The 17648-nt window shown below is 48.1% G+C and carries 14 protein-coding genes; 9 read left to right on the forward strand and 5 right to left on the reverse strand.

Annotation, left to right across the window (positions count from 1 at the left end):
* Both BN162_RS15180 and BN162_RS15185 read right to left on the reverse strand, forming a co-directional pair.
* Nucleotides 1–1221: a hypothetical protein gene (locus BN162_RS15180; protein WP_020225984.1), complete on the reverse strand. Its 1221-nt coding sequence runs from the start codon at nt 1219–1221 to the stop codon at nt 1–3.
* Nucleotides 1222–1301: 80 nt separating this feature from the next.
* Nucleotides 1302–3248 (reverse strand): helix-turn-helix domain-containing protein, encoded by a 1947-nt coding sequence (locus BN162_RS15185; RefSeq protein WP_020225985.1) that lies wholly within the window; start codon nt 3246–3248, stop codon nt 1302–1304.
* Between the two features lie 290 nt (nt 3249–3538).
* On the opposite strand from BN162_RS15185, the gene BN162_RS15190 reads away from it, so the two are divergent.
* From BN162_RS15190 to BN162_RS15215, 6 genes are all read left to right on the forward strand, one after another.
* Nucleotides 3539–3955, forward strand: a complete 417-nt coding sequence (locus BN162_RS15190) for a PTS sugar transporter subunit IIA (protein ID WP_167540027.1) — start codon at nt 3539–3541, stop codon at nt 3953–3955.
* Nucleotides 3956–4099: 144 nt separating this feature from the next.
* On the forward strand, nt 4100–5479 hold the full coding sequence (locus BN162_RS15195) for an MATE family efflux transporter (protein ID WP_020225987.1): 1380 nt from the start codon (nt 4100–4102) through the stop codon (nt 5477–5479).
* A 163-nt stretch (nt 5480–5642) separates the two neighbouring features.
* Nucleotides 5643–7088, forward strand: a complete 1446-nt coding sequence (locus tag BN162_RS15200) for a phage holin family protein (RefSeq protein WP_020225988.1) — start codon at nt 5643–5645, stop codon at nt 7086–7088.
* Between the two features lie 13 nt (nt 7089–7101).
* Entirely contained in the window at nt 7102–7800 is a 699-nt protein-coding gene (locus BN162_RS15205) for a Bax inhibitor-1/YccA family protein (RefSeq protein WP_020225989.1), read from the forward strand.
* 116 nt (nt 7801–7916) lie between these two features.
* Nucleotides 7917–9155 carry a D-alanyl-D-alanine carboxypeptidase family protein gene (locus BN162_RS15210; protein WP_020225990.1) on the forward strand — a complete coding sequence of 413 codons (1239 nt, stop codon included), beginning with the start codon at nt 7917–7919 and terminating at the stop codon, nt 9153–9155.
* Between the two features lie 97 nt (nt 9156–9252).
* Entirely contained in the window at nt 9253–10068 is an 816-nt protein-coding gene (locus BN162_RS15215) for an HAD-IIB family hydrolase (RefSeq protein WP_020225991.1), read from the forward strand.
* Between the two features lie 101 nt (nt 10069–10169).
* On the opposite strand, the gene BN162_RS18135 is transcribed toward BN162_RS15215, so the two are convergent.
* From BN162_RS18135 to BN162_RS15230, 3 genes are all read right to left on the reverse strand, one after another.
* Nucleotides 10170–11204, reverse strand: a complete 1035-nt coding sequence (locus BN162_RS18135; protein ID WP_020225992.1) for a CAP domain-containing protein — start codon at nt 11202–11204, stop codon at nt 10170–10172.
* Nucleotides 11205–11683: 479 nt separating this feature from the next.
* A complete protein-coding gene (locus tag BN162_RS15225) occupies nt 11684–12946 on the reverse strand; it encodes a replication-associated recombination protein A (protein ID WP_020225993.1) in 1263 nt (420 codons plus the stop codon).
* Nucleotides 12947–12959: 13 nt separating this feature from the next.
* Nucleotides 12960–14498, reverse strand: coding sequence for a GntR family transcriptional regulator (locus tag BN162_RS15230; protein WP_020225994.1), 1539 nt, complete (start codon nt 14496–14498; stop codon nt 12960–12962).
* Between the two features lie 121 nt (nt 14499–14619).
* Between BN162_RS15230 and BN162_RS15235 the strand changes: the two genes are divergently transcribed.
* The 3 genes from BN162_RS15235 to BN162_RS15245 all read left to right on the forward strand — a co-directional run.
* Nucleotides 14620–16791 carry a putative bifunctional diguanylate cyclase/phosphodiesterase gene (locus tag BN162_RS15235; protein WP_020225995.1) on the forward strand — a complete coding sequence of 724 codons (2172 nt, stop codon included), beginning with the start codon at nt 14620–14622 and terminating at the stop codon, nt 16789–16791.
* 129 nt (nt 16792–16920) lie between these two features.
* On the forward strand, nt 16921–17370 hold the full coding sequence (gene dtd, locus BN162_RS15240; RefSeq protein ID WP_020225996.1) for a D-aminoacyl-tRNA deacylase: 450 nt from the start codon (nt 16921–16923) through the stop codon (nt 17368–17370).
* 60 nt (nt 17371–17430) lie between these two features.
* The coding region (locus BN162_RS15245; protein ID WP_040452277.1) for a tetrahydrofolate dehydrogenase/cyclohydrolase catalytic domain-containing protein at nt 17431–17648 on the forward strand (218 nt) is incomplete at its 3' end.

Here is a 17648-nt window from a genome sequence, read left to right on the forward strand (position 1 = left end):
TTATAAAATAGCAATGATTTTGTTGATATAATTTTCGACTTCTTCCGCCGGAATTCCGGAACTGATCGTTTCAAACGTTAAACCGTAATATTCCTTCGGGAATAAATAGCTGCCGCGGCCATTGGTGTAGCCGAAAATCAGGCAACATTTAGCGGGACTTAAACGTTTGATTTCCTTTCCGAATTTAGACGCCAGCTCGCAGGGACTGACGACAATTTCAATGTCCTTCAGCCGAAGGGTGTCGGCAAACCAGTCAGCCCGGGCTTCATCCATCGTTAGTTTTCGGCGAAGTCCGCTCATCATGGAATTTAAAATCTTCCGCCGGTCAAAATCCTGACAAGTTTTTAATTCTTCTTCGTTGGCGTCAATGATTCTCTGTACTTCCTTGTGGTCAATCGGATACCGGACATGATGTTCAGTCGAGGCAATCCGTTCAAATTCCAGCTCCAGTTTTTCATTCACTTCGATTTTACTGATTTCCTCGGCCATGCCCTGGGCAACGCGCTGCAGTTCATTGAAATCATTGCCCTGACGGGTGGCGCGGGTACTGCAGTCGCCGGCCGCGCCGACGATCATGGCTGGCGCATAACCTTTTCTCTCTTTCAGCAAGCGGCGGACATTGCCGGCAAATTCCGCGGTCAGTAAAGCGTTGTCAGGGGTAATCACCGTAGAATGGACCGCCCAGTTGCAGATTGCCGCGACAACCTGATTCTGAGCATTGCGGAATTCAACCAGAATGACTTCGTTGTCAGCCAGCTCCCCATAGATGATCCGGCTTCCGTAATATCCCGGAATGACCTTGCGTCCCATCCAGCATTCTACCTCTTCTAGTTGTGCTGAACACTCTTGATAGCCGCGGACAGCCAAGTCTAAAACATGGTCATGATATTCCTGATTGAACTGGCCGCTTTTTGCTGATTGCATGTGATCGCGGACAGATTGATGATTATGCGTCGCGGAGATTAGAACCAGTTTGGGATCCTGGTTAAATTGTGCTTGCAGCCGTTCTCGGATTTCACTGACGATTTCATCCTCGACATGGAGCCAGTCAGTGCTGAACAAAAACAACTTCTGATCATTGAAGTCCAGCAATGTCGTTGTGACATAAATATCGTCATGTACGCCTTGAGCGGGCAGATCCCGCAGCGGCGAATTATATCCGATCATATAAAACGGCTTATAGGTCGGGGTTAAACAATACTGCTCTGAATGCGCTTTCATTTTTTCTACTCCTCCTGATTGCATCATAGCATTCAGGAAAAGGGAACTCAATTTGTCAAATTGAGGGGTATTGACCGCAATTATTTGTTAATGATACGGATTAAGGTAGCATAATCGATACGATGATCTTTATCCAAAACTAAGCCTTTTTCCTTGATTAATTTTTGGATTTTGACGCAGATGTATTGGGAATACAGTACATGATTGTTCCTGACGTTGTATAAAACGATTATGGAACAAAGCTGTTTTTTCCATTTGACCGGTTTGTCGAGGACCAAAACCTTGATGAAGGTTTTTCCAACCAGATCCTGAGTCGTATTGAGGACAATCAATTGATTATCCCAAACCGGACTGATGATGGATTCCATCTGCTGACAACGCCGGACAAACTGCTGAGCGTTGGGAATATCGGCCAGAATCTCCGTTTCAATTTGATGATAGACGGCCTCCCGTGTTGCAGCGTTTTGCAGATAGGTAATATCTTCAGCTTGAAAATACCGGCTGATTTCCAGTGAGTAAAAAGGATTATTCATCTTATGGATGTAGATTTTCTTATCCTGCGCAATGTTATAGGTCGGCATGCGCAGCACCCTTTCCGGATCCAGATCAAATTCCTGCTTACTGATGTCGGTAATGATAAAATCACAGCTTTTATCGGCCAGACACAGATATTCCAGGTAGTCCATCGGAATGTATTCAATCGCAAAGACCGTGTTCAGCTTGCGCAAAGCATGACATAAATAGCGGGAATAGGATAGTCCATCTTTGGAAATGACAAAGACCGTGCGATGAATCTGCTTGTTGATTTCACTGAGCAGAATGCTGAAAACCGGATAAAAGCGATAAATATCATAGATATTGAAGAATAAAGAATCCGCTTTTTTCAAATGTTCAAACAGAACCAGGCAAAAATTATTTAAATAGACGTCCAGCCGATATTTGGAAACCGCATCGACATCCACATGGAGTTTCATTTGTTCACGGAGTAAAAACGTGGTCATGGCCAGCCGGAATTCCGATTCAAAAAGCGGCAGGGAATAAGCTTCCAGATGAAAGACGGCCTTTAGGTGATGCATGCAGGATTGAATCGTTTTTTCAAAGCCTAGTTTTTGATTCAGCAGAGCGGCTGATTCGACGTCCAGGGTACGGTAACAGTTCAGCAGAATCGCGACCGAAAGAATTTCATTCTCCGTATACTGAACATTATAGATCGTGCCTACTTGTGTCAGAATGGAAAGAGCTAACGGATAACCCTGAGGAATGATATGTTTGTGAACTTCGATCACTTCCGGACTGAAGATAATTTGTTTTTCATAGCGACGACGCAGTGTGTTCATTAAAACCATGAATATCAACTTGTCCAGATCACGGTAAGGAATGAGAAATTCTGCCTGCTTCAGTTGATTCAGGACGACTGTACGGACACATTGATACGCTTCATCTTGAATAAAAAGGTGAATCATACGGCAGTCCTGATCAAGATGCACATGATTATCATAATTCTTGAGAATACGGAATTCATTGATCAGCAGATTGCGTTTATTCCACTCATTGCCGCAGACACGAAGTCCGTTGTTGGTGTGATTCTCCAGCTGCAGATCAAATTGACGCAGCATCTTTTTAATTTCAATCATGTCTTGATTGATAACGGAAGCGGAACAGTTGCAGGTCTGAGCGAAATCACTGATCGTCATTTTTTCGTCGTTGGTCAGAAGCTGGCGGAGAAGAAAATGAATCCGTTCTTTCTGTTCGGTCGCAAAGAAATGCCGGGCATGCGTCGTAGTCAGAAATTTGCGGCGGAAGCGCTGGAATTGATCAGAATCCAAAATTTCAATCTGATATCCGCGAGACAGACAGGAGGCAATGGTAAAGCCCTCATTCTCAAGCTGATCGTTAAGCAGTTCGATTTCTTTTTTCAGTGTATTCAGGCTCTGGCCGCATTCTTTTCCCAGCACGTGGCCGGAAACCGGTCCTTCCGTTAGAATCAGCAGATTCAGAAGCCGAATCTGTTTCTCAAATAAAATCATGATGGCGTACTCCTATCTAGAATTGTAATGTTTTCTTGTTATATTCTAACGCGCTGAGCTCAGGAAAACAATTCAGGAGAAAGGCATAATACATTTGCAGAGTGTTGAGAAAACCTTAAAATTCAGGATTGACAATCTGAAAATCGACGGGCTATAATCAAAACAGATCCCCAGAAGTGATAATCTTGTTATCGAAGTCACTTCAACACCCCATGAGTTCTTTCTGTTTTTTTTCGATGATCATGAAGATCCGTTCCTTCCTGGCGGACGTGAAAAGAAAGGAACTTTTTATGTTAGCAATTTTTATCTGTTCGCATTCTGACTTTTCAACCGGATTGAAGAAATCCGCAGAGATGATCGCCGGTCCCCTGGACTTCGTTGAAGCGTTTTCCTTATGGGAAGGAGAGTCATTAGAATCTTTGGCTGCTCAAATCAGAGAAAAATATGACTTTTATCATAGTCAGCAGATACCGGTGGTCTGTCTTTGTGATTTGGAAAACGCAACGCCGTATAATGCCTGCATTTGGGCGCTGAGCGATACTCACTGCCGGATTTTCGCCGGTGCGAATCTGCCGTTAGTGCTGGAATTGGCGCTGGGACGGGATATGGCTGAGAATCTCGATGAGTTTCTGGATCAATGTTTGCGATCTGCCCAAGGAGCGCTGAATGCCATCGGAGTTCAGGATTTTTTAACGGCCAATGATTAAACAAAGAACTGCTGCGGCAGTTTTTTTTTTGCGAAATTGCGCTGAGCAGACCTCAAACTTTGGAATTAAGTTAAAATCGTGGTTGATTATAATGAAGCTGGGTGTTGAGAAAAACAGAAGGAAAATTAAAGGAGGCGCATCTTTTTGCATGGCGGAAAACAATTAAAGAAAAGCAGCGTGGATTTAACGCAGGGATCGATCTGGAAACAACTTTTACTGTTTGCCCTTCCGATCTTTGTCGGACAGTTGTTTCAGAATTTATACAACAGTGTGGATTCGCTGGTCGTCGGCAACTTCGTTGGAAAAACAGCGCTGGCGGCGGTTAGTTCAACCAATGATATCTCTCATTTTCTTGTGGGCTTTTTTACCGGACTGGCTTCCGGCGGCGGTGTTTTCTTCGCTCAGATGTTTGGTAAAAAGGATTATCAAAAGCTGAGCGACGGAATTCATACAACGATTTTGTTTGCCTTTCTCTTCGGTTTCGTCATGGCTGGGGTTGGCTACTGGCTCTCACCGCAGCTGCTGCAGCTGATCAGCTGTCCGCCGGACGTGTATGCCAGCGCTTTGGAATATCTTCGGATATATCTGATTGGAATTCTCTTTACCGCCATTTATAATGTCGGCGCCGGAATTTTAAGAGCGGTCGGGGATTCCAGCAGTCCGTTTTATTATTTGTTAATTTCCAGTATGACCAACATTGTGCTTGATCTTCTGTTTGTCTGCGGATTTAACATGGGCGTGGCCGGCGTTGGCTGGGCGACAACTTTAGCTCAGTTGGTTTCCGTAATTCTGGTCTTAAGAAAAATGATTAAGACGCATGATGTTTACAAATTAGAAATTCGGAAATTACGGTTAAATCAGCCGATTTTGGCGGAGGTTTTAAGGCTGGGAATTCCAGCGGGCATTCAGACCAGCATCACGTCGATTTCCAATATGTTCGTGCAGCGCTACACGAATGGTTTCGGTTCTTCCGCCATGGCGGGAATCGGAGTAGCAAAAAAAGTGGAGAAATTTGCCGGATTGTCCTGCAGCTCGCTGGGCGTGGCCATCACTACCTTTATTGGTCAGAATTATGGAGCGGACAAGAAAAAACGAGCGGTGGAGGGGATTCGGATCAGCGTTTGGATTTCGGTGATTATGGTAGGACTGACCAGCCTTGCCTTGTTCATACTGGCGCCGGGAATTGCGGTAATCTTTAACCGGGATGCAGAGGTGGTCGCTTATGCCTCAGCGATGATTCGGGTAATCATGCCATTTTATCTGTTCAATGCGATGTATAACATTTTTTCCGGAGTTGTCCGCGGTTTTGGCAAATCAAAGTCTGTAATGCTGTGCGTTATCTTAGGTCTGGTTGGCTGCCGACAGCTGTGGCTGGCGGTCAGTATGAGTATCAAATCCGATGTCTTTAATGTTTATTTTAGTTATCCAGCAGGTTGGATTGGCGCCTCAATTCTTGTCTATCTTTACTATTATTTCAATATCAGGCGAACCGTTGTTGCTGAAATTCAACATTCAGACGCATGAATCAGTGCCGTCGGGAGATTGCCCGGCGGCGTTTTTCGGCAGGGAAGGGACAATCAAGAAGAATGAAAAATTAAAAAATTCTTAAAATGAAATGAAATTACTGGAATGAGTGTACTCTTTTGCTTCGGTTTCCGATATAATACCACCATTGAGGGGGATATAAATGAAGCAAATTAAAAAGCTGGCCCGCCGCGGGATGTTCCGCACGCTGGGCCTGTTGGGCGCCATTTTCTTAGGCGCGGCAGTTTTCCTAGGGCTGCTGAGTGCCGGTCAGGGAATCGAAGCCATGTTGATTATGATCTTAACGATGGGACTGATGTTCTTGCTTATTTTTCTGATCTTCGGTCTTGTCGGCGTGGTGCCGTATGCACGAGTTGGAAAAATGGTGAAACGTCAGTGTGAAGAACTGGGGATTGAACTGGATGAAGATCAGGAATTTGAAGCGGTTACCAAGGAAATCTCGATGAGCAAAAACTGGCTGGTCAGTGGTTTATACGGATCCAATTTCGCGCTGCACCGCCGCAGCATCGACCATGTCGAGGAAACAAGCTATTATCAGAAAGGCCGGACTTATCCGATGATTCTGCTGTATGTTGGGCCAAAGAAGAAATATAAGATTATCTGCAGCCGCAAAGGTGATTTTGAGCGGGTTACCGATGCTTTGGATCAGTGGTTTCCGCCGCTGGATACACCGGACGGCGCTGAGGCGTTTGCCAAAACAGAGGATATCCGCGCAGAGGAGGATCGTCAGGGCCGCCGCGATCGGATTATGCAGCAGGAACAGGGAATGGGCGGCAAGAAAACCGTCGCGGCGATAATCGTGATCGTCGGAATGGTAATCGCTTTCTCGGTTGTCTATAACCTTTTGCCTTCCCGCACAGCAGCGCCGAAGACAACGCCGAATATCGCCGGAAACGCTCCGCAGACATCCAAACCGACCGCAGGAAAGGTGTATGATTATATTGCGTCGATTCAGGACGAACAGTTCCAGCAGGTCGCAAAAGGATTGATTGCTGAAACGGAGGGGGATGCGGATCTAGTTGAGCCGCTGATTCTTTCTGAGGAAAACAATCAGACTTATTTTGCGGTTTATAATGGAACACCGTATTTCTTTTATGGCGAAATGGTTGTCTATGATGAGAATGGTGAGCGGATTGGAACGCTGGAAATTCCGCTGGCTAAACCGTTTGAATATTGTTTTCTGAACGGCTATGCCGAAGGGGAAGCCGACAGTTACGATTTTACGGCGGCAGAGTTCTATTCCTTAAGCTACGCGGGAACCCATGTCCGCTATCAGTTTTCACTCAACAATGACGACACTTCCGATTGGAGCGAAATTTTACTGGCAACAGAAAACATGAATGAAGCCAGTGTTCAGGAAATCTGTGAAGCGGAGTATTACTCCAACGTCCTTTCCCGGATTGCAATGGAGGAGCTGTTTTTCTTTGATGAGAATGAGCTCAGTTATATCAACGACAATGAAGAAGAAGGACTGGATCGGGCCGCAGCGAAGTATCGGGCGGTATTGGATATTGATCGCGGCGTGATTGAGTGGTATTCTATTAACAACGGATCGGAGACGGCGTTGTCTTCGATAACGATGAAATAAAGGAGGAATTATTATGGATCATCAGGAAGTTGTTTCGTCCTTAGGCGGAGTCAGCCTTTCGCAGCATCTTACGCATACGTTTTTATGGATGACCGCGGGTCTGGCGGTCACTGCTGTGGTGGCGTTTGTTACCTTGTTCAGTGGTTTGTGGATGACGATTTATTCGTTTTCCCTGGCACCGTTTGTCTTACTGATTGCCCAGCTGGGCGTGGTTATTTTTCTGACCGGCAAGCTGGCTAAAATGCAGCCGTCGACGGCCAAGATCTTGTTTCTTGCGTATTCGGCGCTGACTGGCGTCACCTTCTCGATTCTGCCGCTGGCCTATGGACTAAGCACAATGTTTATTGCTTTTGGCTTCACCGCGCTGATGTTTGGAAGCATGGCGGTCATCGGCATGACGACCAAGCGGGACTTAAGCGGATTGGGGCCGATTCTGATGGCGGGCCTGATCACGATGATTGTGATTACGATTGTCGGCTGGTTCATCAATCTGGATGCCATTTCGATGGTGATGAACTATATCATGATCGGACTGTTCCTGGGTTTGACTGCTTACGATATGCAGAAGATGAGAGCGATGTATTATGCCTGTGAATCCGAGCCGGAAATGCTGGATAAGATTTCCATCTATTCCGCGCTGGATCTGTATCTCGACTTCATTAATATTTTCCTGTATGTGCTGAGAATCTTAGGCCGCAGCTCTAAAAACTAAGCGGAATCCGATTGAAACTGACTTGTGATCAAGTCAGTTTTTTTTGTCGCCGTCCGTTGGATTTTGGTGTAAAATGAAAGGGCATATTTCCAAAGAAAACAGAAGGTGGGATGCACGTGAGAAAATGGGCGAAAGGTTTGGCGGCGTTTGCGCTGGTCTTGACGATTTTTCCGATTGGAACAGTCCGAGCGGAAGAAGAACTGACGCTGGATGGAGAATCAGCGATTTTGATAGATGCCGACAGCGGAGCGGTTCTGTATGAAAAAAATGCGGATGAACGGCATTATCCTGCCAGCATCACCAAGATTATGACAGTCTACCTTGCTTTAAGCCGCGGCAGTCTGGATCAGACATTGACGGCCACGGATACCGCGATTGACAACATTGACCGGAAATCCAGTCACATCTGGTTAGACTATGGAGAAGAATTATCACTGAAGGATGCTTGTTATGCGGCGATTATGGCCAGTGCTAATGATGCAAGCAATGTTTTGGCCGAGGCTGTCGGAGGCTCGCAGAACGAATTTGCTGAAATGATGAATGAAGCCGCGGCGGCCGCCGGCTCGAAAAACACACATTTTGCCAACGCGCATGGACTGCCGGATGAGGATCATTACACAACCGCCTACGATATGGCGATGATCACGCGGATGGCAATTCAAAATCCAGATTTTGCGGAGATTTTCGGAACGGTTAAATATGAGATGCAGCCGACCAACAAACAGAAGGACGTCCGGTATTTTGCTTCCGGCAACGATATGCTGAAAAAGGGCGAATTTTTCTATGAATACGCAACGGGCGGCAAGATCGGCTGGACGGAGGATGCCGGCTATACGATTGTAACGACAGCGTCCAAAGACGGAGTAAACCTGATCGCCGTGGTGCTGAAAAATTCTAATAAGAACGCCCGGTATACCGATACTCGAACCTTGTTTGATTATGGCTTTGCGAATTACAAGCAGATTACCATTCCCGCTTCCGCCTTTGAAGAAAAGACGATTGAAATAAAAAAACGCGGTCAGCTGTGGGCTACGGCAGCTTTTAAAATGAGCTATGACTTCAAGATCCTGGCTCAGAGCGGTGATGATGAAAGCCAGTACAGCGCCAGTGTCATCGTTGAAAATGAAAATGATCCTCAAACAATTCAGGCCTATGCGATTTTGAATAAAAACGGCGTGGAGATCGCTCGTCAGGCTATGGAAAAAGAGCTGGCTGTCAATGATATCAGCTTTAAAGCTACGACCTGGCCGATTATTCAAAAGGGTCTGGATCTGTTCAGCGTGGCGGTGTTCGCGCTCTTTATGGGCTTGTTTCTCATTGCAGCTTTTGGCCGGATGAGCCGTCGGCGTTCATAATTTTAGAGAAAGAGGAAAACCTCTTTTTCTTTTATGATAATTCAGGTACAATGAAAATCGCAAAGGGAAAAAGTTACGGAAGGAAAGGGGAAAACAAATGCTGAAACTATTGGTTACTGATCTGGATGGAACGCTTTTGAAAATCGGAAACGAGCTGTCGGCAGGGATCAGTGATGAAAATCGAGAGGCGTTGGAAGCTTTTGTGAAGGCTGGAGGGCATGTGGCGATTGCCAGCTCACGGGGAGCGGATGCCCAAGAAATGATCAGCGGCTTGCTGGGGATTCCGGTGGCGGCCATCGGGATGAATGGGTTTGTGGTCTTGGATGAAGAAGGTGAAAAGATCAGCGAGCACTGGATGTTGTTCTCGGACTTTGCGCAGCTGGCTGATTTTATCCAGACGCATCGGATTAACGGTTCGTTGATTACTCGCGGAGAGGATGGCGGTGCTTACGGCTTTGGCGGTGAACATGATTATCCGCAGCGCTTAACTCCGGGCAGTCCGGTAATCCGTCAGAACTGGCGGCTGGAATTCGCCGATTTTGCCTACCGCTCCGGCCGCTGCTCAAAAATCAGTCTGTTTGTGGAACCCGGCCAGCATCGTGAGGCTTCGCGTCTGCTGCACCTGGCGTTTGACAGCCGGTTTGAAATTGCGGCGTCCGATGCGGATATGCTGGACGTCAGTCCGATTGGCATCAACAAGGGCAGCGGAATTCTGGAACTGGCGGAGGCGATGGGGATCTGCCGCGAGGAGATTGCGGTTGTCGGTGATAATGAAAACGATCTGTCCATGTTTAAAGTCATTCCGCTGAGCTATTGCATGGATCATGCCGCTTCCGCGATTCAAAGTCAGGCTTCCTGCTCAGTCGCCTCTGTCGCCGAGGCTTTGGCCCGGGCCCAACAGGCGGCAAAATAATCCGGCAGTTCAAAAAGATTAAAATCGCTGGCAGTAAAAAATTTTGTGAATAAAAAAAACCGGACAACTTTCTTGAGAAAGCCATCCGGTTTTTAAGTGAATTACTGATAGGCGATCGCGGCCCACATCTTGCCGGAATAACCGATCGCAATTTTGGTTGAGCTGCTGCTGAGAATGATTGAACGATGACCGGAGGAATTCATCCACCAGTTAAATTTATCCTGAACGGTACTGCCCGAGTAAGTCAGAATTTCCAGCGGATGACTGTAAGAAACACCATATTCGTCAAACGCCGTTTTATAATGGGAACCATCCGGGCGTTTATGCGAAACGTAACCCGCAGCCTCCGAAGCACGGACACCGATGGCTGCCTGCGCATTTTCATCACCCAGAGATAACGGATCCAATCCGGCATCAGCACGGGCGTTGTTGATCAAATTCAACATGGATGTAATCGCGTCGCCGGCCACAATGCCGCTGGACTTCGGTTTCGGTTTTTCCTTCACCTGAACTCCCAGCGTTGCAGAACCGACATTGCCGGAAGCGTCAGCGATGGAGAAATAAACTTCATATTCACCGCTGATGGAAGCATCGACATAATTTTCAACCCACAGCTGCTGGATGTCTAACGGCTCCAGACTGTTGTCGGAAACCGATTCGACCCAGTCGAGCGGATTCCATTCTTCTTCGTATTCCAAGCGGATGTGCGGATACTTGAGTTCAATGACAGGAGCCGTTGTATCCTGAATGTCCAGGGTCACTTCACGCGACAAGGTTGTCTGCAGACTGTTCTGCGCTGCGCTGTTGTTCAGCGTCAAATGAACCATGACATCCTGAGGACCTAATTTGCTTAGGTCTAACTGATCGATTTTAATTTCGGCATTCGTCAGATCAGCGGCCGGGGCCATCAGCGTTGTTGCTTCAGCCGGAACACTGACAGCGGCTTCCTGAAATAACGCTGTTTTAATTTTATCAGCGGCATTCAGGTCGTTAATTTCCAGACGGATCGTTGGCTTGACGTCTGCTTCGGATTCACCCTCGGCTCGAATCGGAGAAGTGAGCGCCGCAGTGGTGAAGCATGTAAGCAAGGTAACGATCGTTAATGAACTGGAAAGAGCTTTATGTTTTTGAGTCATAATTTCCTCCTTCGGTTCACGACCATGATTATTGTATAATGAAATAATTTCGATGGCAAATTGAATAAGGAAATTTTCACAGAATTCACATGAAAATCCCACATTTGAAGGCCTTTTTGTTAAAAATGGGAGAAAATTCCTTCGTTTTTCTTTTCAGGAAATTCATAAAAATTTAAGAATTCCGTAGACACTTCTTCAAAAATGACTAGAAAAATACCTTTTTTCTGAGTTGGCTGCCAGACAAAATGACATTTTTGTCAGGTTTCTCATTTTGGATATCAATGGTAAACGATCTCAAAAAAGGTAAAAATATTATTTTTATTAACCTTCAATTTTCTTCTGACACCGCTTGCATTTTTGTTTCAGGCCGCAGTAAGAATACACTGAAAAAACACCGAAAAAAAAACCGGACGCCTATAGAAGACGTCAGGCGGGCAGAGCAGCGGATCTGGAAAAGGAAAGCCTCAGAATCAGTCGAATTATTTTCCGTGTTTTAATTCCGCCAGATTCTTAGATCGGGCATAACGCTTCAAGGATTCGTAGTTGGCCGCCAGCTGTTTTTCGTAGGCTGAGGAGGTCTGCGGCTGATAGAAGCGTTTTGTACGAAGGGCATCCGGCAGGTATTGTATTTTATGCCACAGATCCGGCCGATCATATGGGTATTTGTCTTCTTCCTTCATGCCGACCGGGGTAAACCGCAGATAAGCGGGAACTGGTGGATCGCTGGCTTCCGCTTCGGCCATTGCGGCCTGAATGGCCAGCTCCCCAGATTTAGACTTGGGGGAGAGCGCCAGGTCGATCACCGCGACGCCCAACGGTATCATGCCTTCCGGGAAACCGACGCGCTTAGCGGCATCAATCGCGGAAATTGTGCGCGCTACGGCAGCGGGATTGCCCAGCCCGATATCTTCATAAGCAATGACTAACAGGCGCCGTTCAATGGAATCCATGTCGCCGGCCTGAATCAGCCGGGCCAGATAATATAAAGAGGCGTCGACGTCACTGCCGCGGATGGCTTTCTGAAAGGCACTGACTGCGTCGTAATGACCGTCGCCGTCTTTGTCGATGCCGCGAACCGGCCGCTGCACATACTGCCGCACCAGCTGAGGGCTGATCTGCGGTTCATCACTGGCAATCGCACACAGCTCCAGCACATTTAAAGCATAGCGGATATCGCCGCCGCAATAACTGGCGATCAGTTCTGCGGCCTCCGGTTCCAGGCTGACTTCACCGTTTAATCCTTTTTCACTGGCTGCCGCCCGATTGAGCGCCGCGATGATATCAGCCGTTTCCAGCGGCTTAATCGCAAACAGATGACAGCGGGAACGAATCGCCGGATTGATCGCCATTGTCGGATTGGAGGTTGTCGCGCCGATTAAGAGAATCCGGCCGCTTTCCACATGCGGCAAAAGCAGATCCTGCTTATCTTTATTTAAGCGATGAACTTCGTCAATGATTAAAACCAGTCCGTCATAGAACTTGGCTTCCTCAAAGATGGTATCGAGTTCTTTTTTATTGCCGGTCACCGCATTGAACAGACGGTAAGGCAGCCGCAGCTCGTTGGCCAGCACCGAAGCCAAGGTAGTTTTGCCTGTTCCCGGAGGGCCGTAAAAGATCATCGAAAACAACCGGCCCTGTTCAATACAGCGCCGGATTACCTGTCCTGGTCCGATGAGATGCTGCTGTCCGATCACCTCGTCCAAAGTTTCCGGGCGCATCCGAAAGGCTAACGGCTGTTTCATGCGATCAACTCCTTCATCTTATTTTAGCATCAGAAGGGGAATTAGGAAACTCCCGTAATTTGGGATTTGTTTCACTGAGAAGGGTCAGCGGCAGCGTGTCCGGCAGCTGCAGCCGCTTCGCTTCACTGACTCCCGCCTGAATCAGAAAGGTCCGGGATTCCCTGAATAACAGAAGAAAGCATTGATAAATTGACTGAGCATAGGCCGGGATCTGATTTTGTTTCAGTGCGTCCAGCGTTTGATGGAGAAGGTAGCCGGCATCCGGGGTTACCGATCCGCCGGGCAGCTTTCGGGCATGATGCAGATAAGGACTGCCGGCATAAATCAATTGAAGCACCTGACGCAGAATTGCTTCCATCGTGGGCGAGGTCTGGCGCGCGAGCAGGAAATCAATCAGCGCTGTAAGGGGATGCGGTGCATTCAGAATAGCGGAAACGGCTGCTTCCCGGGCGGCAGCGTGAAGCGCGGCTGCCGCGTCCAGAGCGGAAGGCACACAGAGCAGGCAAAGCAGCTGCAGCGCCTGCAGATATGTCAGTGAGTTCCGCCGGATTTCCGGACTGGCCAGCGGATTGAAATGATTCAGGTGCGGACTGCAGATCAATGAGCCTTTGCCGTTTATGGTTTGGATAAACTGAAGCTGGCGCAGATAATGCAGGCTGCGGCGCAGCGTGTCGGCAGAAACGTTCCATTGCGAGGCCATAACTTTTTCAGAAGGCAAAAAGGTGTTGGGCTGCAATTTCCCGCTCAAAATATCCAGAATCAGCGCCTGAGCAATCTGCCGGCTTTTGGCTTGGGTATGAAAGGCGGAGCCGGTTTGCCAGTGAAAGTGAAAGACCGGCTCAGGTATCTGTGAAACAGCCGCGGATAAAACCTGGATATAATGACAAACTGCCTGCTGAATGTTCTCGATCATTCTGTCGATTCTTTCCTGAAGGAATGAAACATTGTGATCCTGCAAGCCTTGAAGCAGGAGCGAAAAATCACGGCTTTGCGGATTGCGCGCGAGAACTTCGTAAGGATGCTGCATGCCGGGAATGACGGGAATCAGACACTGCTGTTCCAGACCGCGGTACAAATCGAGAAATAGACTGTTGCCTGAATAGTTTAACAAACCATGAAACAGCGCGGCTGAAAGCAGCCAGGAGTTATCACCTTTCCAGCGTATCATCTTCTGATTGTAGCGGAAGAAATCATCGAATTCATTTTTGTCCATCATCAGCCGGCTTTGCCACAGCAGCAGCGGAAGCAGCCGCCGAATTGTCCGGTAACCATCGCTGAACTGATCGCGCTGCCGCAGCGTTTCCTCAATCAGCTGAGCAGTTTGGGGCGTCGGTCCGCTGAGGATGACTGCCCGGCGGCGGCTCTGACATTGGAGATACCCGCTTTGTTCCAGCAAAGCCAGCGCTTCCCGCACGGTCCGCACGCTGACCTGATACATCTGACTGAGATCCTGAATTGACATCAGCTTTTGACCGGGAACTAATCGCCCGGTTAGGATTTCCTGACGCAGCGTCTTGGCCAATTGAGCGGGCCGGGACAACGAAGTAGTCAATGAACATCACCTCGGTTTAAAATTATAACATATTTCAGCTGACCTTTATGGTTATGTGCACAGATTTGGTCTTGTTGGTCAATTCTGCGTCCTATACAATAAAAAAAGAGAGGGATGGGTTATGAGAACTAAACGGATTTTCGGCGAGCTTGAACAGGGACTGAACCGGAATGAGAAATGGGAAATTCTTGGGCAGATTCTTGTTTTCGCAGCGGTGCTGCTGGGGATCATTCTCCTGATGCAGCGGCTGCGGATGGCCATTGATCGAAAGACGCAGAGCTACCTCGCGGATGTCGCGCTGCAGAACGCCTACCGAATTGATGAGAAGCTTCAGGCTATGCAGCAGAATCTGGAATTGGTCAAAGAACATCTGGAACATGAAACGGAGGCCCGGCGTCCGGCTTTTTTGTTGAGCGCCGCGGATTTGTTCGAATTTGATACGCTGAGCATTCAGCAAGGTGAAGCGGAAGCCGGTGTCCATCTCTGTGAAAATCAGCAAATTGAAGTGACCATTCCGATAGATGACGAACATCAGCTGACCGGCAGGATGTCCCAGCAGCGAATTCAGCGGATGATCCAGTCACAGAGTTTCGGCGGTGAAAGTCTGTCCTGCATTGCCGATACCCAGGGGAAGGTGATCATTTCACCGACTTCGTTAGATCCCTTTATGAAGCTGGATGAGATCTTTGTAGAAAAACGGGATGCGAAGGTCATCTCCGAGATCAAACAGATGCAGCAGCGAATGCAGCGGGGAGAACGCGGCGTAATCCAGTTTACAGCCCGCGATCAGTCCGAATTGGTCTTATCCTACATTCCGATTCAAAACGGTAAATGGGTGCTGCTGACCTTGGTGCCGGCAGCGTACATGTCGCGGGAAGTCGATTTGTATGCTTTCTGGAATTGTGTCGTTTTGGCGCTGCTGTTAGTCTTCTGCGCGCTGATCTTATTGCTGAGTCTGTACCGCGGGTGGAAACACCGCCGCCGTCTGAGTGAAATTGCGTTTGTGGACGCCTTGACCGGCGCGCTGAATCATTCTGGCTTTCAGATGCTGTGCCAGCGCAGGCTGGAAACGGCAGGCTGTTCGGGACAGTCGATTCTGTTTATTAATTTAAAGCATTTTAAGCTGATTAACGAAAACTACCGCAGCGAAATAGGCAACCAAGTGCTGAAAATCTTCATGGAATGTCTTCAGGACTCAATTGCGGAACCGGAGCTGGCCGGCCGGATTGAGGCTGATCATTTCGCCTTGTTAGTCCGCGGACAGGATCTTGAACAGCTGAGGGCGCGGATGATTCAGCTTCAAAAAGCGGTTCAGGCGAAGCTGACCGAACAGAAAATCGGCTTTTCCCTGACCTTTAATGCCGGTTTTTATGCGATAGAAAGCCCTTCGCAGGATATTCAGGTCATGCTGGGACGGGCTAAGACCGCTTGCTGGAGTGCGAAAAAACAGGAATTGCTGATCTGTCAGTACGATCAGCAGCTAATTGATGCGCTCCGACATGAACATGCCCTGGCCGAAGCTTTTCCCGAAGCCTTGCGCAGCGGGCAGTTTATGATTGTCCTGCAGCCGAAGGTGGATCCGCAAAAGGAACAGGTGGCTGGCGCGGAAGCGTTGATTCGTTGGAAGCATCCGGAGAAGGGCATGATTTCCCCGGCTCAATTCATCTCAGTTTTTGAAAATAACGGGTTGATCGTACAGCTGGACTACTTTGTATTTGAACACGTGTGCATGCAGCTGGCCGCCTGGCAGAAAGCTGGAAAAAAGCAGATACCGATTTCGGTTAATCTGTCGCGCCATCATTTTAAGAACTTCGATTTTCTGAGCCGCCTGCAGACGCTTGCGGCCCGGTATCAGGTCGATCCCAGCCTCATCGAGTTGGAAATTACGGAATCAATCTTCTTTGATGAACCCTCCATTGAGCGCGTCAAACAGATCGTCCATCAAATCCATCAGGCGGGTTTTACCTGTTCATTGGATGATTTCGGATCCGGCTATTCTTCATTGGGTTTATTAAAAGAGTTTGAGATCGACGCAATCAAACTGGATCGGGTCTTTTTTCCAGAGGTGCTGGATCATCGCAGCCGGGTGGTGATTGAAGGCATCATCGCACTGGCCAAAAACTTAAACCTCGAAATTGTGGCTGAAGGGGTTGAGCATGCCGATCAGGCGGCCTTCCTGTGCGAGATTGGCTGTGATCGAATTCAAGGTTATTATTATTCCCCGCCGTTAGCGCCGGACGCGTTTGACTCACTGCGGGAACAAATGGATCATGGCTGCTGGAAGTCTTCCTGAGCGGAGGACTTTTTCTCTTTCCAACATGCTTCTCACTCCTTGCGGCGGTTCAGTTTTCCGCTATAATGAAAAAGGATAAAAGAGAAAGGAAAAAATCAGTAAGCTTATTACTGACTGGAAAATGAAGAAATGAGAATTGTTTTGCAGCGTGTCAAGGAAGCCTCTGTTGCGATAGACGGACAGCTTTATAATGAAATTGAAGGCGGTTATCTGCTTTTGGTGGGCATCACCGAGGGCGATACTGAAGAAACCGCAGAAAAAATGGCGGCTAAAGTTCATGATCTGCGCATTTTTGAAGATGAAAATGGTAAAATGAATTTAGCGATTGAACAGATCGGAGGCCAGGTGCTGTCGATTTCGCAGTTTACCTTGTACGCCAACTGCAGAAAAGGCCGGCGGCCAAGCTTTGATCAGGCGGCCCGGCCGGAACTGGCCAGTCCGCTGTACGATCATTTCAATGAAGCGCTGCGCCGCCAAGGGCTGGTTGTAAAACCGGGAATTTTCGGGGCGGAGATGAAAGTGCGGCTGCTGAACGACGGTCCGGTGACCTTGATTCTGGACAGCAGCGAATTATTTTAGCCATCCTGTTCAAAAAAACAAAGAAGGAAACAGACAAATAGTCTGAAAAGGAGGAAAAGCATGGCCCAGGTGATTTATGGTTCTGAGGTATCAAAAGACATTCGCGCTCAGCTGAGTGAGCAGATGGAAGCGCTGCGCGGCGCGGAAGCGCGGATGCCGAAGCTGGCGGTGATTCTGGTCGGCAATAATCCGGCGTCGCTTTCGTATGTCACCGGCAAGGAAAAAGCCTGCGCGCAGGTCGGCATGGAATCGGAGCTGATCCGACTGCCGGAAGCAAC

The organism is Holdemania massiliensis AP2 (genome assembly GCF_000327285.1).
GTDB lineage: Bacteria > Bacillota_I > Bacilli_A > Erysipelotrichales > Erysipelotrichaceae > Holdemania > Holdemania massiliensis.

Coding starts and splice junctions, on each gene's coding strand:
- BN162_RS15180 (WP_020225984.1), bottom strand. CDS start 1,221: ATGAAAGCGCATTCAGAGCAGTATTGTTTAACCCCGACCTATAAGCCG.
- BN162_RS15205 (WP_020225989.1), top strand. CDS start 7,102: ATGGATCATCAGGAAGTTGTTTCGTCCTTAGGCGGAGTCAGCCTTTCG.
- BN162_RS18135 (WP_020225992.1), bottom strand. CDS start 11,204: ATGACTCAAAAACATAAAGCTCTTTCCAGTTCATTAACGATCGTTACC.
- BN162_RS15215 (WP_020225991.1), top strand. CDS start 9,253: ATGCTGAAACTATTGGTTACTGATCTGGATGGAACGCTTTTGAAAATC.
- BN162_RS15225 (WP_020225993.1), bottom strand. CDS start 12,946: ATGAAACAGCCGTTAGCCTTTCGGATGCGCCCGGAAACTTTGGACGAG.
- dtd (WP_020225996.1), top strand. CDS start 16,921: ATGAGAATTGTTTTGCAGCGTGTCAAGGAAGCCTCTGTTGCGATAGAC.
- BN162_RS15190 (WP_167540027.1), top strand. CDS start 3,539: ATGTTAGCAATTTTTATCTGTTCGCATTCTGACTTTTCAACCGGATTG.
- BN162_RS15235 (WP_020225995.1), top strand. CDS start 14,620: ATGAGAACTAAACGGATTTTCGGCGAGCTTGAACAGGGACTGAACCGG.
- BN162_RS15200 (WP_020225988.1), top strand. CDS start 5,643: ATGAAGCAAATTAAAAAGCTGGCCCGCCGCGGGATGTTCCGCACGCTG.
- BN162_RS15185 (WP_020225985.1), bottom strand. CDS start 3,248: ATGATTTTATTTGAGAAACAGATTCGGCTTCTGAATCTGCTGATTCTA.